The sequence below is a fragment of the Mediterraneibacter hominis genome (genome assembly GCF_014287475.1).
GTDB classification, from domain to species: domain Bacteria; phylum Bacillota; class Clostridia; order Lachnospirales; family Lachnospiraceae; genus Mediterraneibacter; species Mediterraneibacter hominis.
Map to the genome: position 1 here is coordinate 1,264,337 of NZ_JACOPF010000001.1, position 25,788 is coordinate 1,290,124.

The following is a 25,788-nucleotide window of genomic DNA, read 5'->3' on the forward strand; positions in this document are numbered from 1 at the left end:
CGTTACTTTCAATCAGCGTACCACACACATCTTCTTCAGATAGGATAGCTATTCTGTCATAAAAGCCAACGCTGCCATATCTTCACTCCTTTTACAGCAATCATGGCATAAAACAGGCAGGGTGCAGTGTCTTTGACTACATCCTGCCTATATTTTCTTTGTCTTATTTGAACCTGTTACACTTGATCTTCCTCGCTGAAATAATCATCAAAATCATCATCGAAATCGTCTTCAAAATCCTCCAGATAATCTGGTGTAAAGAACCGATATACCGCAAAAGCGATGGCTGCCACTGCTGCCACTGCCCCAATAATTGCGAGTACCCAGATTACAGTGTTCTTATGTTTCTCTGATTCATTTCTGTGTAATAAATCATTTAATTTTGTCTCTGCTATTAATTCTTCTACCTTGCTCATGCTATTCACGTCCTTTCCCCTGTCCTGCCGACAATGGTTTACTTTCTGTTATTATAACACTATCATTTTCAGATTACTACTAATTTATGCCAAAATCTCAATTATATTTTGTTCATTTCTATAGTTTGTATCAGCACACAAGGCAGACAAGCAATACCGTCCTATCCGCATATAGAAAATAAATCTGTCGCCTCAAATGAAAAGCAGGACTATTCTGCTTTCACTAATTTTGCAAAGGAAGCAAACATTTTCTTTCGCCCCGCAGTATCAAACTCCACAGTCACTTCATAATCCCGTCCGCCTTCTGCAATGTTCTCCACGATTCCTTCGCCAAATTTGAGGTGACGCACGCGATCTCCTACTGTATAATCCAATCCTTTTGCCTTGGATGCCGCAAACTGTTCTGCTCCCTTCATCACTGAAAATGGCTGTGCCTTAAAGCTCTTCTTAGCATGAAAATAAGGATTAGAAGCTGCAAACACTGTCTTTTCTTTTTCTGTTTCTTCTGCTTTTTTCACAAATACCTCGCCAGTATCCAGCAGATTAACAGGAATTTCCTTTAAAAAACGAGACATTCGGTTGTATTGTGTCTCTCCGTGCACCATTCGCATTCTGGCACAACTTACGGTCAGTTTTTCCTCTGCCCTGGTAATTCCTACATAACAGAGCCTTCTTTCTTCTTCCATCTCTTCCAGATCGCCGGAACTGATTGTCATATAACTAGGGAACAGGCCATCCTCCATTCCTGCCATATAGACATTTGGAAATTCCAGACCTTTCGCACTGTGTAAAGTCATCAGCACCACATATTCCTGTTCTTCATCCAGGCTGTCAATATCCGCCACCAATGCGACCTCTTCCAGAAATCCGCTTAGTGTTGCTTTTTCTCCCATATCCTCACAGTTTTCTTCATATGCAGCAATCTTATTTAGGAGTTCGTCGATATTTTCAGCCCTGTCATGTGCCTCGTCCTCTCTTTTTGCCTCTGCCTCCAGGCTCTCCATATAGCCTGTCTTTTCTATGATTTCTTGCAGCAAATCTGAGATACTCTCTGTCCTGGCCCGCCCCTTAAAATATTCAATCAGCGCTACAAAAGAATCTAGTTTTGCCGCTCCCCTGGTGATATTCGGAATCAAATCAAGCCCTTTTAAAGCCTCGTAGAAGCCGATTCCCCTTTCCAGCGCGGACTCCTGTACCCGGTTGATAGTTGTCAGCCCGATCCCCCGCTTAGGTACATTGATAATACGGCGTACTGCCAGGTCATCCTGTCCATTGTCAATCGTTTTTAAATAGGCAAGTAAGTCTTTAATTTCCCGGCGGGCATAAAAGTTAATCCCTCCAACGATTTTATATGGAATATTCGCCGCCACAAACCGTTCTTCAAACAGACGGGACTGCGCATTTGTCCGATAGAGAATTGCATTATCATTATAAGATCCGCCTTCTCTTATATTTTTCTCAATGTCCTCTGCAATAAAATCTGCCTCGTCGTAGGCAGTGTCAAACTGGCGTAAGGCAATCTTGGCTCCCTCTTCATTTTCTGTCCACAGTGTCTTTTCTTTTCTGCCGCAATTATTCCTGATTACTGCGTTTGCCGCATTTAAAATATTTCCAGTTGAACGGTAATTTTGCTCCAGCTTCACCACCTTAGTATCTGGGAATTCCTGTTCAAAATTCAGAATATTTTTTATATTTGCTCCTCTGAATTTATATATGGACTGGTCATCATCCCCGACTACACAAAGATTTTTATACTTCTGTGCAAGCAGACTGACCAGCTTAAACTGCACAGTATTTGTATCCTGGTACTCATCGATCATAATGTAGCGGAACCGTTCCTGATAATACTCTAATACATCTGGCTGGGTCTGAAAAAGCTGCACTGTTTTTACAAGCAGGTCATCAAAATCCAGCGCATTGTTAGACCGCATTTGTTTTTCATACTCCCGGTAAGCCTTTAAGATTTTCTGCCTGCCGTAGTCCCCTCCTGCGTTCAGTTCAAATTCTTCCGGAGAAACCAGCTCATTCTTCGCAGAGGAAATAGCGCTTAAAATGACTCTTTCCTTGTAAACCTTCGTATCAATATCCGCCAGCTTACAAACCTCCTTCATCAGAGTTTTCTGGTCATCTGTATCATATATAGTAAACGCTGTGTCATAGCCAAGACGGTCAATATACCGCCGCAGAATCCTGACACACATGGAATGAAAGGTACTCACCCAGATACTTTCAGAACCGAATCCCACCAGCTGATCTACACGTTCCCTCATCTCTCCTGCCGCTTTATTTGTAAAAGTAATTGCCAGGATATTCCATGGATTTATTCCTTTTTCCTCAATCAGATATGCAATCCTGTGCGTCAGCACTCTTGTCTTTCCAGAGCCGGCTCCTGCCAGAATCAAAAGCGGACCATCTGTGTGAAATACCGCCTCCTTCTGCGGCTCATTTAAGCTGTCATATATACTCATACCTCTTCTCCTATCCTCAAGCAGCGCCAAAATATGCAGGCACTGTCTTTTCTCCTTTGTTTTCTTTCTTCCTATACAATAAATGCTTTCTCTTCGGGTATTATCATTATCGAACACACATTCCCAATTGTCAACTATAATTCGTCTTGCTGCCTGTCTGCCAGATCAGTAAAACAGATCGCCGTATCACTTATAAAGCTTTCTGCTAACTATAAATAGAAAAAACTTGTCATATAGTTTTAATTACTATATAATAAATACATCGAGGTGATACTATGACAATAAATACGAATGATATGTTGAACAGTATTTTAGAAAGTCTTTCCCGTATCGATTATATCCATCCGGGTGACATTCCTAATATTGATTTATACATGGATCAGGTAACTACTTTCATGGACAGCCAGCTTGCTTCCACTAAACGGCATGAGGACGATAAAATTCTGACAAAAACAATGATCAATAACTATGCAAAAAACAATCTGCTTCCTCCGCCTGTTAAGAAGAAATATTCCAAAGAGCATGTCCTAATCCTGATTTTTATTTATTATTTCAAAAATATTTTGTCCATAAAAGACATCGAATCTCTCTTAAAGCCTATTACAGAAAATTATTTTGACGGGAACGGCAGCATAGATATGTCCTCTCTGTATGAGGAAATTTGCCGGATCGAAAAGGAGCGCATCGAGCCTTTAAAAGAAACGGTAAAAACAGCCCATGAACAGGCAGAAACCACGTTCACAGATTTACCGGATAAAGATCGGGAATATCTCCAGCTCTTTACATTTATCTGCAATCTGAGCTTTGATGTATATGTCAAAAAGCAGCTTATCGAAAAGTTGATCGACAGTCTCAAAGAGACGTAAATCTCCAAAATATATTTGCTGTTTTGTCATAAAAAACAAAGACACTGATTTCTGTCTGAAGCATCAGCGTCTTTGTTTTCTTCTGCTATTTATTAATCCTTTCAAACACCATGTCATACCCGTCATTTCCATAATTTAGAGAACGATTCACTCTGCTGATTGTGGCAGTGGAAGCTCCTGTCTTTTCTGCTATTTCCAGATATGTCTTCTGTTCTCTTAACATTTTCGCCACTTCAAATCGCTGCGAAAGCGAAAGCAGCTCATTGATCGTACAGATATCTTCAAAAAACGTATAACATTCTTCTTTATTTTCCAGACTCAAAATCGCACGAAACAGATAGTCTACTGCTTCTGTTCTTATCTTTTTACTCATAATTTACGCTCTCCTTTAACAGCCTAATGACTATTATACATTTTAGCACACTAAACTTTTAAAGTCTACCTTTTTATACCGTTTTATATAGATTTAAGAATCCCTTCAAGAGTTGGAAATCTGTCGTCGCTACCAATTCCCATGGAAAATTGCAATACGCAAGCACCTCTCTTACGTATGTAAAATTTCCTGCATCTACATCTACATGGGCATCACTTCCTGTTGACACAAATACATCATACTGCCGGCACAAGTCCAGCATTGTCAGCATATTTTCCCTGGCTCCCTGCCGAAAGCTCTGCGGTCTTAAAGAGGAATTATTCAATTCTAAGAGCGTTCCTGTTCTTTTTGCCGCCTTCACAATTTCTTCATAGTCAACCGGAAATCTGCCGTCATCTGGATGTCCGATTATATTCACATATGGATTTTCCATCGCCTTTATATAAGCTTTTGTATTTTCTTTTTCTGTATGCTCTGTTCCATAGCATGGAGGATGGATACTGGCAATAATAATATCCAGGCCACGTAAAGTTGCTTCTGGCAAATCTACGGTTCCTTTTGCATCCATAATATTTAGCTCTGCGCCAAAGAGCATTTTTACCCCCTTCATTGTCCTTGGCACTACATCCAAGTTGTCAAAATAAAACTTTCCGCATGTTCCAGGCATCTCTGGTGCATGTTCCGTCAGTGCCATCACTTGAAGCTCTTTTTTTGCCGCTGCTGCTGCCATCTCCTGGATTGTACTGTAGGCATGTCCACTCATCAGCGTGTGAGCATGTGTATCTGCAACAATCTTCATTTTCTTCCTCCTAAATGTAAAATACATAAATTTCCAAAATTTCTATTTTTTCCATTCCGATTATACCATATTTTTTCCAGAATACAATTTTCTAAATAGGATACAATAATTGTGAGGTGATTGTTATGTTAAACCCAAAACAAAATGAAAAGATAATCGATGACTATGACTATCTTTCAAATGCAGCCTCCTCTATGGATTGTACAGGACTGATTCCCACTCTGGCTAAATCAGAAGAAGAACTGGAGTCTTACAATGATGTATACCAGTTTACTCCTCCCGTCATATCCGCAAAAAAAAGAACCCCCTGTCATAAATAATACCACTTTTTTCCTCCACTTCTTTCCTTCATTCGGCGCTGCCCAAAAAGGCAGCGCCGTTTTTACATTTTTCGTCAAGATTCGATGTTTCTTGCATTTTTTCATTGTTCTTACAGCTTCAAAATGTTATAATAGAAGCGTTGTAAATTAATCCATTGGATTTGTCTGCGAAAGAGAGGAGTACAGATTTAGTTATGAAGTGTCCAATATGCCAGAAAGAAGTCGAAATAAAGAAAAAGCAGATTGGTGTCAACGATAATAATGAACCAATCTTTAATGAATACGCGATATGCCGGGATTGTAAAAAACAGTGGAATTTAGATAAACAGCGCGCGAAAAAAGCAGCAAAAAAGGCGGCAGCTTCCAGCAGCCAGCCTTCAAAGGCTCCTACGCCAAAAACGGTTCCGAAAAAGACTGAACAAAAGAAGCCAAATGAGACAATCTCTCCAGAAAAGACAACCGAGCTTAAAAAGGCGCCTTCTGAGAAATCTCCGGTTAAGAGAACTGCCAGGCCGGTACCTGTTAAAGAAGCTTCGGAACAAAAAGCGCCAAAACAGGCTTCTGAAAACAGACCGCAAAGGCAATCTGTCCAGGTTCAGCCAAAGAAGCGTACCGCCGCTCCTGCCACAGATACTCCCAGCGAGCAGCGTTATGCCAATATTCCACCTGAAAAGATCAGAACAAAACGTGAAAAAGCAGTAAGAAAGGGATACGAGGATATGCTGGCAACCGATCCAAACCGGCGCCCTCTCAAAAAGAAACGTACAGAAATAGAAGAACCTGCTGTACGTAAAAAAACAACAAAATCCACACCGCCTGCACGTAGAAAACCGGAACCAGAACCATCCGTTGCAGAAGAAAATTTATATGAGGAGGAAACACCAAGATTTGGCACTGTCAAGATTGTGTTTGGCATCCTCTCTCTCCTTGTTTTTGCATTCTTTACATATAAGGCTTTTACAACAGGATTAAGTGACGTAACCTCCGGAAATGAGAGCAGCGCTGGAACTACTTATATTATCCTGGCGCTTTGCCTGTTGTTGTCCGGTATTCTGTTATTTATCCTTCGGAAAAAGAATATCCTGCTTGCGTTTTTATTCCCTGCATTATTTTCAATAGGTGCGGCTGTATTCGCATTTTTGAAAAGAAGCAGTGATTCTATGTTGATGTATTGTGCAATTGGCTGTTCTGTTCTTGCTGTCGTATTCATTATACTGACAATTCTCTCTCTTGGAGCCGGCGAGCGCTATGATGAAGACGATTATGATGATCCTTTTGAGGATGATTACGACAATTATTAAGTTTTACCGCTGCATTTTTCTGTGTCCTGGATATTATCTCCAGGACACTTTTTTTCACGCATCTCCTCCTTTTTTCATATAGTATTAAGAACTTGATTTTCCAGGAGGATATTATGAAAAAGCGTGTATTTGCCGTTCTGCTGGCGGCTTCCCTTGCCATGACAATGTTCAGTGCATGCTCCTCTGAAAAAGAAGCTTCTTCCAAAGAAACTTCCGCTTCAGCCAGCCAGCAGAAAAAAGAAGAAACTGTCGATGTTACATTGAATGAAGTAGCACATTCTATTTTCTACGCCCCGATGTATATCGCCATTGAAGAAGGATATTTTGAAGAAGAAGGAATCCATCTAGACCTCGTCTGCGGGTTCGGAGCAGACAAAACAATGACTGCCGTTATTTCCGGTGAAGCAGATATTGGATTTATGGGCTCTGAATCTTCCATTTACACCTATAATGAAGGAGCAAATGATTATGTTGTCAATTTTGCGCAGCTTACACAGCGGGCAGGCAACTTTCTCGTTGCCCGAGAAGAAATCTCCGATTTTACATGGGATGACATCAAAGACAGTACTGTTCTCGGAGGAAGAAAAGGCGGTATGCCGGAAATGGTATTTGAATATATCTTAAAGGAAAATGGTATTGACCCAGAAACAGATTTGGAAATCAACCAAAGCATTGACTTTGGCTCTACTGCCGCCGCTTTTTCGGAAGGGCAGGGCGACTTTACTGTTGAATTTGAGCCTGGAGCTACCTCTTTGGAATCTGAAGGCAAGGGCTATGTGGTAGCCTCTTTAGGAGAAGACAGCGGCTATGTTCCTTATACAGCCTTCAGCGCAAAGAAAAGCTATATGGATGAAAATCCTGAGGTGATTCAAGGCTTTACCAATGCCCTTCAAAAAGGAATGGCTTATGTGCAGTCTCACACTCCGGAAGAAATTGCCGCTGCTATAGAGCCGCAGTTCCCAGAGACCGATCTGGATACCATCACTACCATTGTCACAAGATATTATGAACAGGACACATGGAAAGAGAATTTAATATTCGAAGAAAGTAGTTTTGATTTGCTGCAGGATATTTTGGAAAGCGCCGGTGAATTAAGTGAAAGAGCGCCTTATGAAGATCTGGTTACGACTGAATTTGCAGAAAAAGCTGTAGAAAATGTCACAGAATAACTACTTACCTGGTTAAAAAATCTTTTTTAGAACGAAAAAACCGGCATGGAAAATTTCGTAAGTTCCTCTTTTTCCATGCCGGAACTTTTTATCATAAAAGTTATATTCCTTATCTTTTAAAACAATGTATCATTCGCGGTTTCCTGCACATCCGTTTTTATCCTCTTTGCAGCTATGTCCGCCGCATTGCTCTCCTTCTTCATGGTGATGATGGGCGCAGGTCGTCTCTGGATCATATTGAAGCTCTCCGGCAAGAAATGCCCTGACGCTGTTATCTGCATCTCCAGATGCACCGGGATACAATTCGATTCCCGCTTCTTGGAGTGCTGCACGTGCTCCCGCGCCAATGCCTCCACAGATAAGCACCTCCACCCCATGTTCTTTTAAAAATCCTGCAAGTGCTCCGTGTCCACTTCCTTCTGCACTTATCACCTCGGCTGCCTGTACTTTTCCATCCTCTGTATCGTAAAGCTTAAATTCTTCACAATGCCCGAAATGCTGGAAGATTTGTCCTTCTTCATATGTCACTGCAATCTTCATCGTAATCTCCTCCGTTCTTGTTTTCTTTTTTTATTATAGCACTGTAAAAGATTTTTGCAAATTTCTATGGTATTTATTCTGTTTTTTCTTTATACTTTACAGTAGAAATATTTTTAAAGCAGGGAGGAATCATATGCTTTCCATCATCGATCGGGATCTGGCACAGCAGATTGTAAATACAGTAAAAGATGTCTGCGGACACGATGTAAATTTTATCGACTGTTCTGGAATGATTTTTGCCAGTACCAACAAACAGCGTATCGGTACCTTCCATGAAATCGGAAGAAAAGCAGCCCAGGCAGGAAGTATGTTAGAGGTCGACACAGATACCGGATTTTCAGGTACACACAAAGGAGTCAACCTTCCTATTCATTACAAAGACTCCATAGCAGCTGTGATCGGCATCAGCGGAGATCCTGAAGAAGTCCGCAAATTTGCTTATCTGGCAGAGCGTATCACCCGCCTTCTTATCCGCGAACAGGAGGTCAGCGCTTTTTCCAGAACACAGGCAGAAAAACGCCATTATATTCTCCACTCTCTTATCAGCAGCAGACTTCAAAACTACGATTATATTCTGCACTGTCTGGAAGATCTGCACATAGAAAAGGAATCTGCCAAACGGCTTCTTATTATTCGGCTGAAATCTTCTTACCGTCCGGACAGACTTCCTCTTATGGAGCAAAGGATTCTAGAACTGTTTTCCCGCACCCGCACTGTCCTTTACTCTTACCACTATCCCAATGAATACCTGGCTGTGATGGAAGATACATATTTTTCCGACTACGCCTCTGATCTGCAGATGTTCGCCGAGAAATACTCTGAAAGTCTGTGTATCGCCGTTGGTAAAGCAGTAAAGGGAATTTCTCTGGCCGATTCCTATGACTCTGCCTTAACTGCCCTAAACAGCCTATCTGGCACACAGTTGCATTTCGCTGTTTTTGACAATCTGACTTTAGAACTCATTTTGTCCTCTATGACCTCGGAAAACAGGAACGCTTATTTCAAAAAAACGATTGAACCTCTATCAACTTCAGATATAGAGCTGATAACCTGTTATTTTGAGAATGATATGTCACTCTTACAAACAGCAGAACAGCTATTTCTTCACAAAAATACACTGCAATATAAATTGGATCATATTTATAAAAAATGTAAACTGAATCCCCGCAGATTTCGGGATGCGGTTTTACTTTATCTGGCAGTGCGGATGCATACATATTTTACAAAAAAGGAGACCCGACATGATTGACAAAACATTAATTCCCGTAGGCGGACTAAAAAAAGAACCTTTCTCCGGCAGCCACAATGGAATGCGTTATTTTTTCCAGTGTGACGACAGCAAGGAGACTTTCTTCGTCTATATCTATCCAGAACCCTGGTCTTTTGAAAAGACCCCTGACGAGGAAAAAGAAAAAGCCTCCTTTCCGTTGACGGAAGAAGGCATGGATGCGGCAATCAACTGGCTGCATGAGCAATTTAACGCGCAGAAAGAACGGTGGTTTGCCGCATCAAAAGAAATGATGCACACCGTCCTTGCAAAAGAATAACAGATATTTTTCTTTTATATTTATCACTTTATTTCCTTTTTATAATTTTTAGAATTTATTCTGTTTCTTGTCACAGCAGATTCACAATTACCTGCTATTCTTAATTTATGAAAACAGAAGACAATGGCTGTCTCTGCAGCCTGCAGATGCAGTCATTGGACTTCGCCTAACTGACTATCCGCATGGCAGTCATATTCCGGAAAATATTCCAGGAATATTTTTTTTGTGTATTCCTGTACGTCTTTTTCTATTTTTTCATATCTCTGAATCAAAGCCGCGCCCTTTAAGGTAATCTCGCATTTGCCTCCCCTGCTTCCTCCATGCTGTCTGGTAATCAGCGCGTACTCCAATTCCTTCTCCGCCCGATTGACGATCTTCCAGCCTTTACTGTATGACATTCCCATTGCACTACATGCTTCCTTCATAGACCCAGTCTCTTTTATGTGCCCAAGCAGCATAGAAAGCCCCGGTCCAAACACTAGATCCTCGTTATAAACCTTTATCTTCACCACCGGATGAAACATGATTTCCTCCTATTATTCCTCCAACAATAATATTTTCTCTGGTTTGACCTGCACAAATTCTGGAATCTGCCTGTCTCCCCGCTCTCGCTTTATCCACATGCTCCCCTGCGGATTGTCCGCATTTTGAAACAGCAGGATCCATTCAAATGGCGCCTGTGTCTTTTCCCCTGGCAGAACGCGGATAAGATTCTCCTGTGACTTAGAAGGACTGGCAGGAAGAAAATCATGCGCCCGTATTCCTATATATGCCAGCTTCTGAGGTATCTCACAGTGGACTTTTAATTCTATCCCCCAATCTGCTGCATACACTGTATTGTTCCCGCGTCTCTCCGCCCTGGAAATATTTTTACACCCCGTCAATCGTGCCGCCAGCATATGCCTCGGCTGATCGAACAGTTCTTTTGTCTCTTCGCAGATTAAATTCACACCATTGTCCATAATCATTGTTCTGTCACATAGTTTATATATCTCATCCCTGTCATGGCTTACAATAATCGTGCAGCCATGAAAATGTTTCAGCTGTTCCTTTAGTTCCAGCTGTAATTCTTCCTTTAAATAACTGTCCATAGCAGAAAATGGTTCGTCCAACAGCAAAATATCCGGTTCAGATGCCAGTATCCTGGCGAGCGCCACACGCTGCTGCTGCCCGCCTGACAGTTTATGCGGATACTGCTTTTCCAACCCATTTAACTGAAACTGTTCCAAAAGTGTTTTTACTTTCTTGTATTTCTCTGCTTTTTTCTCCCGGATTCCCGCCGCAATGTTGTCCTCTACTGTCATATTGGGAAAAAGTGCATAGTTCTGAAACAGATACCCGACTTTCCTTTTCTGAGGCGCCATATTGATTCTCGCGGCTCCATCATAAAAGACCGCTTTTTCTGTACGAATCTTTCCCCTGTCCGGAGTCACAATTCCTGCCACCGCCTTTAATGTCATGCTTTTTCCACAGCCAGAGGCGCCCAGTATGCCAAGGCTTTCCCCTTCCATGGAAAACCGCATGTCCAGACAAAAACTTTTGAATTTTTTTTGAATTTCTACCTCTAGTTCACCCACTGCCTACCTCCGGTTATATTTCTGAAAAACATACGTTGCATAGTTCATCCCCGTTACGACAAAGAAAGAAATCAAAACGAGAATCAAAACATATTGATACGCCCCTTCCATATCTCCCGCCGAGACATGCGAGTATACCGCTAAAGGAAGCGTCCTTGTCTTACCCGCAATATTTCCTGCTATCATCGCCGTAGCGCCAAATTCCCCAAGCCCTCTCGCAAATGCAAGAATCCCGCCTGAGAGAATTCCCGAAAGCGCATTTGGAAACAGCACCCTCCAGAAAATTTTCCATTCAGACATACCCAAAGTCCTGCCTGCATAGAGGAGGTTCGCATCCACCTGCTCAAAAGCCCCCCGCGCCGACCGGTACATCAAAGGAAAGGAGATCACGACCGCTGCCAGCACCGTAGCTCCCCATGAAAACGCGATTTTCACTCCGAAGAACTCCAGGAAGAACTGTCCCAGCGGTCGCTTCACTCCAAAGATATACAGCAGGAAAAAGCCTGCCACTGTCGGCGGAAGCACAAGCGGAAGCGTCAAAATCCCATCACATATCATCTTTACTTTTTCATGGCGCATACGTACAACCCAATAAGCAACCGCTATTCCCAGAAAAAATGTAACAAAGACAGACAGCGTTGCTGTTTTCAGCGAAATTAGAATCGGTGACAGTTCCATAATGCCTTCCCCTTTGTATGTTTTCCTTTACTCATTATATTGGATAAATCCATATTCTTCAAATACTTTTATCGCTTCTTCACTCTGCAAAAATTCTACAAATTTCTGAGCGGCTTCTTTATTTGCAGAAGCAGTTACTACTCCTACCGGATAGATTGCAGGCTCTGTCAGGCTGTCTGCCGGCGCCTCTGCGACTACTTTCACTTTGTCTGTGGTCGCCGCGTCTGTCGCATACACAATACCGGCATCCGCACTGCCTTCTGCTACCCAGTTCAACACTTCTGTTACATTAGTTCCAAGGCTTGCTTTCGCCGATACTTCCTCCCACAATCCTAAATTTGTCAAAGCCTCTTCTGAATACTGCCCTACAGGTACGCTTGCTGGATCTCCAATTGCAATTGTCTCTGCTTTTGTAATATCCGTAAAATCACTCAGTTCTAAGCCAGAATCCACCGAAGTAATAAGTACAATCTTGTTTTCTAAAAGGTTTACTACAGAATCTTTATCCACCAGACTTTCTTCTGACAGTACATTCATCTGTTTCGTAGCCGCAGACATAAATACATCTGCCTCGATTCCTTCCTCTATCTGTGTTTGAAGCTTTCCAGAGCTGTCATAGGTTCCTTTTACTGTAATACCTGGATTTTCCTCTTCAAACATCGGGATCAGCTCATCTTCATAAGAATATTCCAGGCTTGCCGCCGCTGCGATCAAGAGCTCTACTGGTTCCTCTTTTTCCTCGTCCTGCGCGTCCGCTGATGTATTTTTTGTGTTCTCCTCATCTGCGCTGTTTGATCCGCACCCAAATACCATGACTCCGGCCAGTGCCGCTGTCATTAAAATTGCTGTCAGTTTTTTTCTTTTCATACTTTTTCCTCCTTTGTTATGAAATCTAAATTTATTATATATCAAGTTATTTTTAAAAACAACTTGCTTTTTCAAAAAAAGGCTGCTGTCTGGAAGTTTTCTTTGTTCACAGCCGCAGCCGCCTTTTCTTACTTTTCATCTTTTACTCTTTATTTTTTCTTTTTTTCATAAGGTGTCCCTACAAGGGGAAGCTTTGTCTGAAAATCCTTATTCCATCTGTAATATGCCCCTGCAATCGCAGGCGCTGTCGGAATCGAGGTAATTTCTCCGATACCGATCGCCCCATATCCTACCTCCACGCCTGGCTTTTCCACAATAATCGGCTCTACCTGAGGCACTTTATCTGCCTTAAACAGTCCCAGTGTTCCAAATCTAGATACAGGATAGCCATCCTTTAATTCATACTTCTCTGTCAGCGCATAGCCCAGACTCATGACAACGCCGCCTTCAATCTGGCCTTCGACGCTGACTGGATTTACCGCCCTGCCTACATCATGGGCCGCAACAATCTTTTTCACCGTTCCATCTTCGTTTAACACACAGACTTGCGTCGCGTATCCATATGCCACATGTGACACTGGATTAGGCACATCGCTGCCCATTTTGTCTGTCTTGGCAAGATATTCTCCATAGTATTCTCTGCCCTCCAGATCGGCAAGAACATTTCCTCTTAAATCTTCTCTAAGCTTCTGGCACGCCCGTTTCGCTGCCTCTCCGGTAATTAATGTCTGCCGCGATCCAGAAGTCGTCCCGGAATCTGGAGAATTTGCCGTATTTGGTCTGCAGTATTCTATCTCCTCCAGCGTCAGTCCCGCCGTCTCCGATACTACTTGTGTCAACACTGTGCCCAGCCCCTGCCCAATACAGGAGGCTCCTGCGTGAATCTGTACTTTTCCATTTTTTATAAGTAAGCGACAGCGTCCCCAGTCGGGAAGCCCCACGCCTACACCCGCATTTTTCATTGCGCAGGCAACGCCTGCATAAGGCTCACTCTCATAAGTCTCTTTTACCGCCTCCAGCGTCTCCGCCACACCGGTAGAAGCATCTGCAATCTGTCCGTTTGGCAGAACCTGACCAGGACGTATCGCGTTTCGGTAACGGATCTCCCACGGAGAAATTCCCACCATTTCAGCCAGCAGATCCAAATTTCTTTCCGAACCAAAGCAGGTCTGTGTCACACCAAATCCTCTGAATGCTCCCGCCGGAGGATTGTTTGTGTAGACTGCTTTTCCGTCAATGTCAATCACCTGGAAATTATATGGCCCTGCCGCATGTGTACAGGCACGCTGCAAGACGGGCCCTCCCAGAGACGCATATGCGCCTGTATCTGAAACAACCACTGCCTTCATAGCTGTCAGATACCCGTTTTCATCACATGCCGTTGTAATATCCATCCACATAGGATGACGCTTTGGATGAACAACGATACTCTCCTGCCTGGACAGCTTCACTTTTACAATCCGTTTTGTCAGATAGGCCACCAGCGCCGCATGATGCTGGACACTTACATCTTCTTTTCCTCCAAATCCTCCCCCTACCAGCTTATTTTCTACAATCACTTTCTCTGGAGGCAGTCCCAGCATAATACAGCACTCATGCTGTGTATCATAGGTGCCCTGATCTGTAGAATAGATAAATACTCCGTCCTCATCAAAGGGCATAGCGACTGCACATTCCGGTTCCAAAAAAGCATGTTCTGTCCAAGGCGTCTCGTAGTGCCTCGTCACCTTATATTTTGACGCAGCAATTATTTCATCTGCATTTCCTCTCACCAAATGCTCATGTGCAAGAATATTTCCTGACGCATGCACAAGCGGCGCTCCTTCTTTCATCGCCTCGAAAGGATCCAGTACGGGTTCTAAGACTTCGTAGTCTACCTTAATTTTTGCCTTGGCATTTTCCAATGTCTCCTGGTCTTTTGCAGCCACAAGGCAGATAGCGTCCCCCAGATAGTGTGTGACTTTTCCTACCGGAATCATCGTATCCCAGTCCTGCTTTAAATGTCCTACCTTTACATTCCCGGGAATATCTTCCGCCGTATAGACTCCGATGACCCCTTCCATAGCAAGCGCTTCCTCTGTATGGATCGCAAGCACCTTTGCTCTGGGATATTCTGAACGGACTGCACCTGCGTATATCATGCCATCCAGATATATATCGTCCGGATATTCCCCCGTACCCGTCACCTTTTCTTTCGCATCGATCCGCTGCATCGCCTGCCCGACAGTCACCTTTCCGCTTTCTTCCTCCACACTCAGATTTTCTCGGAAAATTTTTGCGCTTAAAAGAATCCCCTCAATAATCTTTTTGTATCCGGTGCAACGACAGATATTGTTGCGGATCGCCGCAATCACCTCCAGCCTGGACGGATCTGGGTTTTTATCAAGCAATCCCTTTGCACACATCACCATCCCTGGAATACAAAATCCACACTGTACTGCCCCCGCAGTCGCAAACGCATACGTATACACGTCTTTTTCTCTGTCGCTCAATCCTTCTACTGTCAGGATTTCTTTTCCTTCCAATTTAGAAAGCGTCGGTATACATGCCCTCGTTGCCTTCCCATCCACTAAAACGGTACACGTACCACATGCTCCCTGGCTGCACCCATCTTTTACGGACGTCAAATGCAGATCATCCCGCAGAAACCGCATTAGTTTTTTATCTCTCTCAACCTCATACTTTTTCCCATTTACAAGAACCGTAATCATACGCCTACTTCCTTTCTTAAGCATTCCAGATCCTTTTGACAATCTATATCCTTAAGTTCTTCCCTTTCTGCCTCCACAATGCGCACCTCTTTTTGATGATATTTGAATATCTGCTTTCCTCCGCTGTCCCCGGACAGCTTTAAAAGCTCCGGAAAGTACTTTTCATCCCATAGGACAGGATTCCCTGTTTTCCCCTCATTTCCTGCACATATAATCTGTCCGGGGTGCAAAAACGCTTCGTTTAAAATTCTCTGAATAGTAGAAATCTTTAAATTGGGCTGATCGCTTACAGTAAAAAGAATCCCCTGTATTTCTTCCTGAATTGTAAGCACTTTTTTCAGTCCCATCTTCACAGAATGAGAAATCCCAAGCTCTGGCTCCTGATTTTTTTCCACAAAGAATCCTTTTTCCTCTGCTTCTCTTTTTATCGCCTCATCCCCTGTCACTACAACAACCGGATATCCTGAGAAAGCTTCCACTTTTTGGAGAATCGTCTGGTAAAGTGTCTTACCGGAAAGCGATTCCTTTAATTTATTTCTTCCGAAGCGCTCTCCTCTCCCCGCCGCCAGAATAACAAAAGCAAATCGATCCCTCATATGCTCAAACTGGCTGACGGCTTCTAAAACTCCGCCGCCAACCGCCCGCGCCTTATCAGAAATCGTTACACAATGGGAGGCTTCACATCTCGCATCAATATCCCCAATTTTCAATCCTTTTTTTACCCAGGCCCCATTCTGCAGCATTCCTCTGACAATTCCAGACATCTGTGCTTGTACAGAGACACCCCCTGTCACAGCTACCGTTTGCCCCTTCTCAACATACTCTCCAATTTCTGCCTTTGCCTGCATTGTCCCTTCCGCGGCCGCACGAATCAGCCTTTCTATTGTATAACCACCTATATTTCCAGGTACTCCGGTATTCGGGATGGCGCTCCCCTTCCATATTACACTGCCGAGTGTATGCCCCCTTTTCGTCTCTACTACACAGTGACAATCCTCTCCGGCGGAAAATCCAGGCCCTACACCGATTACAAAGGGCGCATCTGTGATAGAAGTGCCAAGATTTCTCTTTGCCAGAATCGCATCTACAATCACATCTGGACAAAACCACCGGCGCGTATCCGCCTCTTTGTCTACGACAACCGCAATGTCTCCCTGTTTCAGAACCGCTTCCGCTTCCTGCTTAGAAGAGACAAGAATCCCTGTCATATCTTCTACCTGCGCACATTTTTCATACACGGCTCTGGAAAGTGCCACTCTTCTTCTTACAGTCAATGGAACCTCTAACTCTGTCATTACAATCTGATGTCCACATCTATATAATCTAGATGCGATTCCAGTAGCCAAATCTCCCGCACCTTTAATCAATATTTTCATCGCCTGCCTCGCTCTCCTTTGCCCGTCACAAGTACATTGTTTATTCCCTTTTCGAAAAGCATCTGGCAAATCTGCGCGGCTGCTTCCAGCCGAGAGGCGCCCTCTGCCTTGTTTAGGATCACCCAGTATTGTGCATCCGGCGGACAGTTCTTCTTTCCGCCCCTTCGGGAAGCCGCTATCGCTGCAATATCCTGTGGTGTCACCGTTTCTATCTTCCCTTTCTTTAACAGTTCTGCCGCTTTATCAATACGAAAGCAAACCTCCTTAAGCGGCTTTCCAATAGAATCCAGCCCATACACTGCCAACACATGCGTAGTCTGCGGTAAAATCGCAGGTTCATGTTCCTCCGGCACTTTTAACGGCATGCATTTCGCCCCGTCTGCCTCAATCAAAAGAGGCAGCTTCTGTGCAAGAACCCTTTTCAGAAATAAAGGAGAAACGCTTTTCATTTTTCCGCCCTCTGCCGGACTTCCGACATATGCCTTTTCATACTTATGCAGAAGCTCTTGCAGCCTGTCTAAAGAGGGAATAGTCAAAAAGCAAGGGTCTTCTTCTACTCTCATATGTGTTGTCGTTGTGACAATCACTTTTCTTTTTAACTGTGCAAATTCCTCCGTCATACGCCGAATGGTCGTTGTCTTTCCACCTGCGCCGATCACCGAGATGATCGGTGCTTTCAGATCAGCCACCCCAATCCTCTCGATGATAGAATTTGCTCTCTGCCAGTTCTGTCCTTTTCTATATCGTGTTTCCATCTGTCCCATCCAGTTATCTAATCAGATAAGAATACTCTGTGCACACTGCCTCCATCAGCCTTAACAGCGCATCTGGAATCCGGCTTTCTTCTCCTTTTTCCCAAACACTCGTCTCGCCCATAAACCTGACCGCACATTTCACCCTCGTTTTATCAAGAACCGCAAATCCCTGATTTTTACTCTGCGCCATATCCTTTTCATCTGCAAACAGCGTAAATTTATCCAGGTACGGCGCACTGTCATATGGACAAAAGCTCTTACAGTTGCCACATTCATTGCACATATAATCTACATGAATAATCTGGTGCTTCTCCATCCCCGGCACGTGGATAGAAAGATTTGCTCTATTCGGACAGACCTCTGCACAGTTTTCACATATACTGGAGCATCCAAGACATCTGCCGCCTTCTTCACTGCCAGAATGCATATCTGCTATATTTCCTTTTCTCTCATAGATAACAGCTTCGTCTGTACATGACTCAAACTCCCTGCTCAGTGCTTCTTTTATAATCGCCTCCGCAGCCTTTTTTCCGTCACGGATCCCTTCTACTACGGTCGCCGGCCCGCCCAGTCCGTCACCTGCTACATACACGTCGGGAATATTCGTCTGAAGTGTCTCTTCATTGACAAATGCCCTGCCTCGTTCGTTGAGGCGGATTCCATTTGCCTCGTAAAGCTTGGACGGTACCTTCTCTCCCACTGCCGCGATCACCGTATCAGCGGGAATTTCCTTCTGCTCTCCTGTCGAAAGCACACTTCTTCGCCCAGAGCTGTCAAAATCACCTAATTTCATCACATCACAAAGAAGTTTTCCATTTTCCAGCTTTACAGGAGAGAGCAGCTCCATAAATTCCACTCCATCCTCCAATGCCAGCAGCAATTCCTCTTCATCTGCCGGCATGTATCGTTTTGTCCTTCTGTATACAAGATATGCATGTTCTACACCCTGGGTACGTTTTGCTGCTCTCGCAGTATCCATCGCGGTATTTCCACCGCCAATAACAACTACATTTTTTCCAATATCTAAATTCCCGTCTGTTTCTTTGAATTTCGCCAAAAATTCCAGTGCATTGACTGCTTCACCTGATTCTAGCTTGAGCATGCCGGGCTTATTTGCGCCTACCGCGAAAACTACCGCCGTATATCCTTGCTCTTTTAGTTTTTCAACGCTGTCTGCTTCTGTGTGCAGACAAATATCTACTCCCATCTTTTCAAGCAGCGCCGCGTCTTTGTCGATCGCTTCCGAAGAAATCCGAAACTCCGGAATCACATGGCGTACCACACCTCCAAGTGCCCCTGTCTTTTCAAGTAATGTAACAGCCATGCCGCCTTTTCTTAAAAAGTATGCCGCCGCCATGCCTGCCGGACCTCCGCCAATAACAGCTGCTCTGCCGGCTTTCGTGACAGGAGGCGCCTGTACCTTCTCAAGTAATGCATCGTATCCATTTTCTGCCGCCGCCAGCTTCATAGCACGGATATGCACAGGCTCTTCATAGAAATTACGGGTACATTTTCCCATACAGGCGTGAGAACAGATCGTACCTGTAATAAATGGAAGCGGATTCTTCTCTGTAATCACTTCCAACGCCTCTTCGTATTTTCCTTCCTTTACAAGCTGAAGGTATGCCGGAATATCCTGATGAATCGGGCATCCCTCCTTGCAGGGAGCAACAAAACAATCGAGAAGCGGCACTTGTTTTTTCATCTTTCTGGAAGGAAGCGGTTTTACCGCCTTCACATGATAAGGACTTGTCTTTGCCTCTCTTGCAAGTCTGCATGTCTTCTCCACGTGTACCTTCTCAAATACATCCCCTTCCTTTTCCAGCAGGCTTGCCATCTGTGCCATCCTGTCATATCCGCCTGGCTTTAACAAGGTTGTCGCTACTGTCACAGGCCAGATTCCTGCATCTACGATCCCCTTTATATTATGATAATCTGCTCCGCCAGAATACGAAATGCGTAAGTTTCCTTCAAATTCTTCTGTCAGCTTTGCTGCCAGAGAGATAGACAGCGGATACAGCGATTTTCCTGACATATACATCTCTTCACTGGGCAGCTCATTCTGCTTTACATCTACCGGAAAGGTATTGGTAATCTTTACCCCAAATTCTAAATTTCTCTCTTTGCATACCTGCATCAGTCTGGTAAGCATCGGAACCGCATCTTCATACTGCAGATCATCTAAGAAGTGAAAATCTCCGAACGCCACATAGTCATATCCCATCTCATCCATTGTCTTTCTTGCATATTCATATCCGAGAAGCGTCGGATTACATTTGATGAATGTGTGGAATCCCTTTTCTGTTATCAGATACATCGCTATCTTCTCAATCTCCTGCGGAGGACATCCATGCAGAGTAGAAATTGTAACGGAATTGCATATGTCACCTGAAATTCCTTCGACATCTTCTTTTGTCACATGCTCAAATACATCTATGTGCTCTAAAAGATACGCTTTACATTTCTTAAATATCTCTGCATCTTGTGCATGCTGCATCGTATTAAGGAACGTATCAATCTTGTCAGATTTAATTCCTTCCAGGTCATACCCTACACTAATATTAAACTGGAAACCATCCATGCTTCCCAGCCCAAATTCCTTAGAAATCACTTTCAAAAGGAACCATGCCTTGATATATTCCTCCATTGCCTCAGGCACATAAAGCTCTGTAGACCATTCGCAGTTATAGCACTCGTCGTCTGCCTTGATACATGGTTTATTCACACATGCAGACAATTTGGCGCCGTCCATCACCTGCACCGTCTTCAGTTCAAAAAAGCGGCTTCCTGTATAATATGCAGCCACAATATTCTGTGTAAGCTGTGTGTGCGGCCCTGCTGCCGGCCCTACAGGAGTTTCGAGCCTCCGTCCAAAGATCGTCCGATTATATTTTTCATCTGCATAATAAGGGTGGTGTTCTCCAAACACTGTTCCTGCTTGTTTTTTTTCTGTTAATATCCAGTTTAATAACTGTTCAAAAGCCATAGGCCTCATAATATCACTCATAGTCTTCCCTCCTAATCCACTTCTTTTCCTTCCAGTTTCTTACTCCGTCTCTGGCTTATCCTTTGGCAGCGCCAGATTTAAAAGCACTGCAAAAATCGTCGCAAGAACAACCGGAGAGGAAGCAAATGTATTATTGATGATAGACTGGAAATTTTCCAGGCTCATACTCATGTGAAGTGCGCTGTGAATACTCTGTGTCATCTGATTTAAACATCCGTCACTTAAGGATACCCCCATTCCAATTGCAATGGACAATCCTGCCACTGTCGTATTGCGGAACGTCAGCTTCTCTGTCACAAGCAGCTTGATTCCCGTCATCGCGATAGAGGCAAATACAGACGCTACCGCCCCGCCAAGCACGCACTGCGGAATGGTGCGCAGTAATGCGGAAAATTTGGGAATCATACCTGCCACAAGTAAAATGCCCGCAGCCATTGCAAAAACCTTTCTTGCCACCACTTTTGTAGAACCGACAATTCCTACATTCTGGCTGAAGGTTGCCGTTGGAGGACATCCAAAGCAGGAACTGACAATATTACTGATCCCGTATCCGATAATCCCGCCGTTTAATTCTTTATCTGTAGGCAATCTGTCCATTCCGCCGCTGGTTGTTGCAGAGAAGTCTCCCATTGCCTGTATAGAGTTGACCAGGAACAGAATTGCCAGCGGAATGATCGCGGAAATCTCAAAACGCATCCCGAATTCAAAGGGTTTTGGAATCTGAAACCATCCCGCACTAGACAGTGCGGAAAAATCCACCATTCCAAAGCACAAGGCCACCACATACCCACAGACCAGACCGATTAAAATAGAGGCAAGCTTAAACAGCCCTTTCCCGTAGTGATTCAATGCCACAACAATCCCCAATGTGATAAACGCCACTAACCAATTCTGCCAGGAGCCAAACACTAAAGCCGCTGTCTTTCCCTGTTCTTCTACAATTACCTCATATGTATTGGAAGGATTACCTGCCATGTAATTGATCGCTGTCGTATAGAGAGACAGACCGATTGCAAAAATAACGGTTCCAATTACGAGTGGAGGGAACACCTTCCGAATCTGTTTGATGGACAGCCCCACAATAATCGCTACAATACCGCCGATCACCATAGCTCCTAAAATCGTGTCTACGTTCTGTGCCTGCGCAGCAATCGCAGTCATGGTAGGCACATAGGCAAAACTGACGCCTATGATAACCGGAAGTCCGGAACCCAGGTGAATTTTATTTCCAAATAACTGTAAAAAGGTAGACAATGCGGCAAATACAAGGGAAACCTGTATCAAAAGTCCCATATTTACATTCCCGCCCGCATTGTTTGCCGCATTTGCTACTAAAATCGCCGGAGTTACGCAGCCGACGACTGCTGCCAGCACATGCTGTGCCGCCAGAGGCAGCATCTGCCCCAAGGACGGATTCCCGTCCCATTTGAATAATTCTGAATTATCCTTTCGATTTCTTTTTTCCTTTTCTGTACTCATGCATCTTTCCCTATATGCTTTTGCATTCCTTTCTACTGTTCTCTGGCTATCTGTTGTTGATTCTCTTTGCCAGCCCGGTCGCTGCCTGACGGCAGTCTGCCATCACCTTCGCTTCGTCAATCTCTGTCAGTTTTCTGTCTTTCATCAGAACCTTGCCGTTTGCCACTGTCGTTGTCACATCATGTCCGGTGATTCCAAATACAAGATGTCCGTTGATATTTCCGGCATGCATCGGCGTAAGAGGGTCATAATTTACGATGATTACATCCGCCGCTGCTCCTTTCTTCAAAACACCTAACTCCTTCTTAAAATACCGGCCTGCAATTTTGGCATTTCCTTCAAATAACATCTGCGGCACTTCCGTCCATGCAGTATTCGGATCACAGAGATGGTGCTTGTGAAGCACATTCGCCGCCTTGAAGGACTCCATCATATCGTGTGTATATCCATCTGTCCCCAGTCCGGTGAGAATCCCTCTGTGGACAAGCTCCATTGTAGGAGGACATCCACATGCATTTCCCATATTTGATTCTGGGTTATGTACCACCATTGTATCTGTCTCTTTTATTAAATCCATCTCATGTGGATTGATATAGATGCAATGTCCAAGCAGCGTTTTCTCTCCGAGAATTTTGCAATCCATCAGACGGTCTACAATCCGTTTTCCATACGTTTTCAAACAGTGATGCAGATCCTCAATGCCCTCTGCCACGTGAATATGATATCCCACCTCATCTGGCTTGTTTGCCGCCGCCAGCTCCATTGTCTCGTCTGAAATTGTAAACTGGGCATGCATTCCCATCATCGCGGCAATCATATCTGTCTCATCTTTCAAAGCATACCGAATGAACTCTGCATTCTCCATCACAGCTTCCTTTGCCTTTTCTTTCCCGTCTCTGTCAGAAATTTCATAGCACAGGCAGGAGCGCACACCGGTTTCTTTCGCAGCTTTTTCAATTTCAAACAGCGAGCCCTTCACAGAACCAAAGCTTGCATGGTGGTCAAAAACTGTAGTCACCCCATTCTTAATACATTCGATATAAGTGGCCATCGCACTCAAGTACGTATCATGGAGTGTTAAATTTCTATCCACCGTCCACCACATTCCATCCAGGATATCCAGAAATCCTTTCGGGTTATACCCATTAATAGACAGTCCTCTTGCAAAGGAACTATATATATGCTCATGGACATTGATAAATGCCGGCATAATCAGCCCACCCCTTGCATCAATAAATTCTGCCTCTGGATATGCTTTTTTCATTTCTTCCAGTGGCCCTACCTGCTGTATCGTATTTCCGTCCAGCACTACCGCGCCATTTTCCAGGAAAGGTTCCTTTGCATCTCTCGTAATCACCCTGCCGTTTCCTAAAATCAACATAATCTTCGTCTCCTTTTTCATACAAATTTTTTCGGACACTTTTTGTTGTCTATAGAATACCATCAAACCTCGTTAATTGCAACACAAATTCTAAATTATTTTTAGTTACCTAAATTTTTTTTAGAAAAAGTATTGATTTTCATTTTTTTTATGATATGATGGGTTTAAGAAGCACAGATTTTTCATCCTATTCAATACGGAAAGGAGGCAGGAAAATGGGATACAGACTCGATTTTTTAAAGCAGCTTGCACATGGCCTTGCCGTACAGTTTGGCAATTGCTGTGAAATTGTAATCCATGATTTAAATCAGCAAGATTTAAGCCGTTCTATTGTGTATATAGAAAACGGACACGTATCCAATCGCCAGACCGGTGACGGACCTTCCGGAATCGTACTGGAGGCGCTAAAATCCGATCCTGAAAAGATTCAGGATAAGCTCTCCTATCTTACCAAAACAGAGGACGGCAGGATGCTCAAATCCAGTACCATGTACATCCGCGGGGAGGACAATACGATTTCTTATATCTTCTCTTTAAATTATGACATCACTCCTCTGATCGCAGCACAGGCGGCAGTTCAGCCGCTGATACAGACAGAAGCCGAAAATCGAACAGATGGCAAAAATGAACATACATCCAACGCTCCTACAACTATTACGCATAATGTCACAGAGCTGCTCGATCAGCTGATTGACCAGGCAACTGCCCTGGTTGGAAAACCAGTCGCTTTGATGAACAAGGATGACAAAATCAAAGTAGTGCAGTACTTAAACGATGCCGGCGCTTTCCTGATCACAAAATCCGGCGATAAAGTATCTTCTTTTCTCGGCATCTCTAAATTTACACTCTACAGTTATATGGATGCCGGGAAATAGTAAAAACAGACAGCTAAATTTTGAATGATAAAAAGGAGGGTTTCACAATGGATACAATCAAATGGACAGTAAACAATCTGCCTCATACAGAAGACGCACAGCTGAAAGTCATGGCGCTTGCCGAGGTGGAGAAGGCCAGAAATTTTCACAAAAGCTTTCCCCAGTACAGTGTAACTCCGCTTGCAGATTTGCAGCATATGGCATCTTATTTAGGACTCGGCAAAGTATATGTCAAGGACGAATCTTATCGTTTTGGGCTAAATGCTTTCAAGGTTCTGGGTGGTTCTTTTGCTATGGCAAAGTACATTGCAAAACAAACCAAACGAGATGTATCAGAGCTTCCCTATCAAGTCCTGACATCGGAAGCATTAAAAAAGGAATTCGGCCAGGCAACTTTTTTCACTGCTACCGATGGGAACCATGGACGCGGTGTTGCATGGGCTGCCAACAAGCTCGGTCAAAAGGCCGTCGTTCTTATGCCGAAGGGTACAACGCAAACCCGTCTAAATAATATACTGGCAGAGGGCGCACACGCCACGATTGAAGAGTACAACTATGATGAATGTGTCCGCATGGCAAATGCGATGGCAGAAAAAACAGAAAACGGAATCATGGTACAGGATACCGCATGGGAAGGATATGAAGAAATACCGGCATGGATTATGCAGGGCTACGGCACAATGGCAATGGAAGCAGATGAACAGCTCCACAGTGCAGGATGCGACTGTCCTACTCACGTATTTATTCAGGCAGGAGTCGGATCTCTCGCCGGAGCAGTACAAGGCTACTTCGCCAACCGTTATCCCCAGAATCCTCCGAAGGTTGTCGTTGTGGAGGCAGACGCAGCGGCATGCCTCTACAAAGGCGCCTGTGCGGGAGACGGACAACTGCGGATTGTAGACGGCGACATGATTACCATTATGGCAGGCCTTGCCTGTGGAGAGCCCAACACCATCTCGTGGGATATTTTAAAAAACCACGCAGATACATTTGTGGCAGCTCCTGACTGGGCAGCAGCAAAGGGAATGCGTATGCTAGCAGCTCCAATCAAAGGAGACAGTCCAGTCACCTCCGGCGAGTCCGGTGCTGCTCCTTTCGGAGTTTTGTCCTGCATTATGACAATGGAAGAATACAAACCATTAAGGGAACACCTTGGCCTCGATGCAAATGCAAAGGTACTGCTCTTCTCCACAGAGGGCGATACAGATCCCGAAAGATATAAGTCGATCGTATGGGACGGAAATGACAAATAACACAGTAAATCATTATTTTATAAGGAGAGA

Annotated in this window: 23 protein-coding genes; 8 read left to right on the top strand and 15 right to left on the bottom strand. The window is 44.0% G+C overall.

Going from position 1 to position 25,788, the window contains the following annotated elements; all coding sequences use genetic code 11:
- Nucleotides 1-176: 176 nt before the first annotated feature.
- Nucleotides 177-416: a hypothetical protein gene (locus H8S37_RS06125; protein ID WP_186875116.1), complete on the bottom strand. Its 240-nt coding sequence runs from the start codon at nt 414-416 to the stop codon at nt 177-179.
- A 209-nt stretch (nt 417-625) separates the two neighbouring features.
- On the bottom strand, nt 626-2,884 hold the full coding sequence (gene pcrA, locus H8S37_RS06130; RefSeq protein WP_186875117.1) for a DNA helicase PcrA: 2,259 nt from the start codon (nt 2,882-2,884) through the stop codon (nt 626-628).
- Nucleotides 2,885-3,159: 275 nt separating this feature from the next.
- Here pcrA and H8S37_RS06135 point away from each other — a divergent pair, with 275 nt between their 5' ends.
- Entirely contained in the window at nt 3,160-3,750 is a 591-nt protein-coding gene (locus tag H8S37_RS06135) for a DUF1836 domain-containing protein (RefSeq protein ID WP_186875118.1), read from the top strand.
- Nucleotides 3,751-3,835: 85 nt separating this feature from the next.
- Here H8S37_RS06135 and H8S37_RS06140 read toward each other — a convergent pair whose 3' ends face one another.
- Together H8S37_RS06140 and H8S37_RS06145 are read right to left on the bottom strand one after the other, a co-directional pair.
- The gene (locus H8S37_RS06140; protein WP_117975852.1) at nt 3,836-4,123 is read right to left on the bottom strand and encodes a YerC/YecD family TrpR-related protein; all 288 of its coding nucleotides are present in this window, start codon (nt 4,121-4,123) and stop codon (nt 3,836-3,838) included.
- Nucleotides 4,124-4,196: 73 nt separating this feature from the next.
- The gene (locus H8S37_RS06145) at nt 4,197-4,922 is read right to left on the bottom strand and encodes a phosphatase (RefSeq protein ID WP_186875119.1); all 726 of its coding nucleotides are present in this window, start codon (nt 4,920-4,922) and stop codon (nt 4,197-4,199) included.
- 125 nt (nt 4,923-5,047) lie between these two features.
- Between H8S37_RS06145 and H8S37_RS06150 the strand changes: the two genes are divergently transcribed.
- The 3 genes from H8S37_RS06150 (at nt 5,048) to H8S37_RS06160 (ending at nt 7,712) form a co-directional block, all read left to right on the top strand.
- Nucleotides 5,048-5,242, top strand: a complete 195-nt coding sequence (locus H8S37_RS06150; RefSeq protein ID WP_186875120.1) for a hypothetical protein — start codon at nt 5,048-5,050, stop codon at nt 5,240-5,242.
- Nucleotides 5,243-5,436: 194 nt separating this feature from the next.
- Nucleotides 5,437-6,543 (top strand): hypothetical protein, encoded by a 1,107-nt coding sequence (locus H8S37_RS06155; protein WP_186875121.1) that lies wholly within the window; start codon nt 5,437-5,439, stop codon nt 6,541-6,543.
- A gap of 113 nt (nt 6,544-6,656) precedes the next feature.
- Nucleotides 6,657-7,712 carry an ABC transporter substrate-binding protein gene (locus H8S37_RS06160; RefSeq protein WP_186875122.1) on the top strand — a complete coding sequence of 352 codons (1,056 nt, stop codon included), beginning with the start codon at nt 6,657-6,659 and terminating at the stop codon, nt 7,710-7,712.
- A 129-nt stretch (nt 7,713-7,841) separates the two neighbouring features.
- Here the strand turns inward: H8S37_RS06160 and H8S37_RS06165 are convergent, their stop codons facing one another.
- Nucleotides 7,842-8,252: a NifB/NifX family molybdenum-iron cluster-binding protein gene (locus H8S37_RS06165; protein ID WP_186875123.1), complete on the bottom strand. Its 411-nt coding sequence runs from the start codon at nt 8,250-8,252 to the stop codon at nt 7,842-7,844.
- Between the two features lie 133 nt (nt 8,253-8,385).
- Between H8S37_RS06165 and H8S37_RS06170 the strand changes: the two genes are divergently transcribed.
- Together H8S37_RS06170 and H8S37_RS06175 are read left to right on the top strand one after the other, a co-directional pair.
- Entirely contained in the window at nt 8,386-9,501 is a 1,116-nt protein-coding gene (locus H8S37_RS06170) for a CdaR family transcriptional regulator (RefSeq protein ID WP_186875124.1), read from the top strand.
- Nucleotides 9,494-9,799 carry a hypothetical protein gene (locus H8S37_RS06175; RefSeq protein WP_186875125.1) on the top strand — a complete coding sequence of 102 codons (306 nt, stop codon included), beginning with the start codon at nt 9,494-9,496 and terminating at the stop codon, nt 9,797-9,799. The genes H8S37_RS06170 and H8S37_RS06175 overlap by 8 nt, the downstream gene beginning before the upstream one ends.
- Before the next feature lie 152 nt (nt 9,800-9,951).
- Here the strand turns inward: H8S37_RS06175 and H8S37_RS06180 are convergent, their stop codons facing one another.
- From H8S37_RS06180 to ssnA, 10 genes are all read right to left on the bottom strand, one after another.
- Complete coding sequence (locus H8S37_RS06180) at nt 9,952-10,323, bottom strand: winged helix-turn-helix domain-containing protein (protein ID WP_186875126.1); 372 nt, start codon at nt 10,321-10,323, stop codon at nt 9,952-9,954.
- Between the two features lie 12 nt (nt 10,324-10,335).
- A complete protein-coding gene (locus H8S37_RS06185) occupies nt 10,336-11,376 on the bottom strand; it encodes a sulfate/molybdate ABC transporter ATP-binding protein (RefSeq protein ID WP_330604866.1) in 1,041 nt (346 codons plus the stop codon).
- Nucleotides 11,377-11,379: 3 nt separating this feature from the next.
- Entirely contained in the window at nt 11,380-12,054 is a 675-nt protein-coding gene (modB, locus tag H8S37_RS06190; RefSeq protein ID WP_186875127.1) for a molybdate ABC transporter permease subunit, read from the bottom strand.
- 27 nt (nt 12,055-12,081) lie between these two features.
- The gene (gene modA / locus H8S37_RS06195; RefSeq protein ID WP_186875128.1) at nt 12,082-12,921 is read right to left on the bottom strand and encodes a molybdate ABC transporter substrate-binding protein; all 840 of its coding nucleotides are present in this window, start codon (nt 12,919-12,921) and stop codon (nt 12,082-12,084) included.
- 149 nt (nt 12,922-13,070) lie between these two features.
- Nucleotides 13,071-15,632 (bottom strand): selenium-dependent xanthine dehydrogenase, encoded by a 2,562-nt coding sequence (gene xdh, locus H8S37_RS06200; protein ID WP_186875129.1) that lies wholly within the window; start codon nt 15,630-15,632, stop codon nt 13,071-13,073.
- Nucleotides 15,629-17,008: a selenium-dependent molybdenum cofactor biosynthesis protein YqeB gene (gene yqeB / locus H8S37_RS06205; protein WP_186875130.1), complete on the bottom strand. Its 1,380-nt coding sequence runs from the start codon at nt 17,006-17,008 to the stop codon at nt 15,629-15,631. The genes xdh and yqeB overlap by 4 nt, the downstream gene beginning before the upstream one ends.
- The gene (gene yqeC, locus H8S37_RS06210) at nt 17,005-17,763 is read right to left on the bottom strand and encodes a selenium cofactor biosynthesis protein YqeC (RefSeq protein WP_186875131.1); all 759 of its coding nucleotides are present in this window, start codon (nt 17,761-17,763) and stop codon (nt 17,005-17,007) included. The genes yqeB and yqeC overlap by 4 nt, the downstream gene beginning before the upstream one ends.
- Nucleotides 17,764-17,776: 13 nt before the next feature.
- On the bottom strand, nt 17,777-20,770 hold the full coding sequence (gene ygfK / locus H8S37_RS06215) for a putative selenate reductase subunit YgfK (protein WP_186875132.1): 2,994 nt from the start codon (nt 20,768-20,770) through the stop codon (nt 17,777-17,779).
- 39 nt (nt 20,771-20,809) lie between these two features.
- Nucleotides 20,810-22,249: a uracil-xanthine permease family protein gene (locus tag H8S37_RS06220; protein WP_186875133.1), complete on the bottom strand. Its 1,440-nt coding sequence runs from the start codon at nt 22,247-22,249 to the stop codon at nt 20,810-20,812.
- A 46-nt stretch (nt 22,250-22,295) separates the two neighbouring features.
- Entirely contained in the window at nt 22,296-23,630 is a 1,335-nt protein-coding gene (gene ssnA, locus H8S37_RS06225) for a putative aminohydrolase SsnA (RefSeq protein WP_186875134.1), read from the bottom strand.
- A gap of 215 nt (nt 23,631-23,845) precedes the next feature.
- Here ssnA and H8S37_RS06230 point away from each other — a divergent pair, with 215 nt between their 5' ends.
- On the top strand, nt 23,846-24,505 hold the full coding sequence (locus tag H8S37_RS06230; RefSeq protein ID WP_186875135.1) for a helix-turn-helix transcriptional regulator: 660 nt from the start codon (nt 23,846-23,848) through the stop codon (nt 24,503-24,505).
- Nucleotides 24,506-24,552: 47 nt separating this feature from the next.
- On the top strand, nt 24,553-25,758 hold the full coding sequence (gene dpaL, locus H8S37_RS06235; RefSeq protein ID WP_186875136.1) for a diaminopropionate ammonia-lyase: 1,206 nt from the start codon (nt 24,553-24,555) through the stop codon (nt 25,756-25,758).
- Nucleotides 25,759-25,788: the final 30 nt, after the last annotated feature.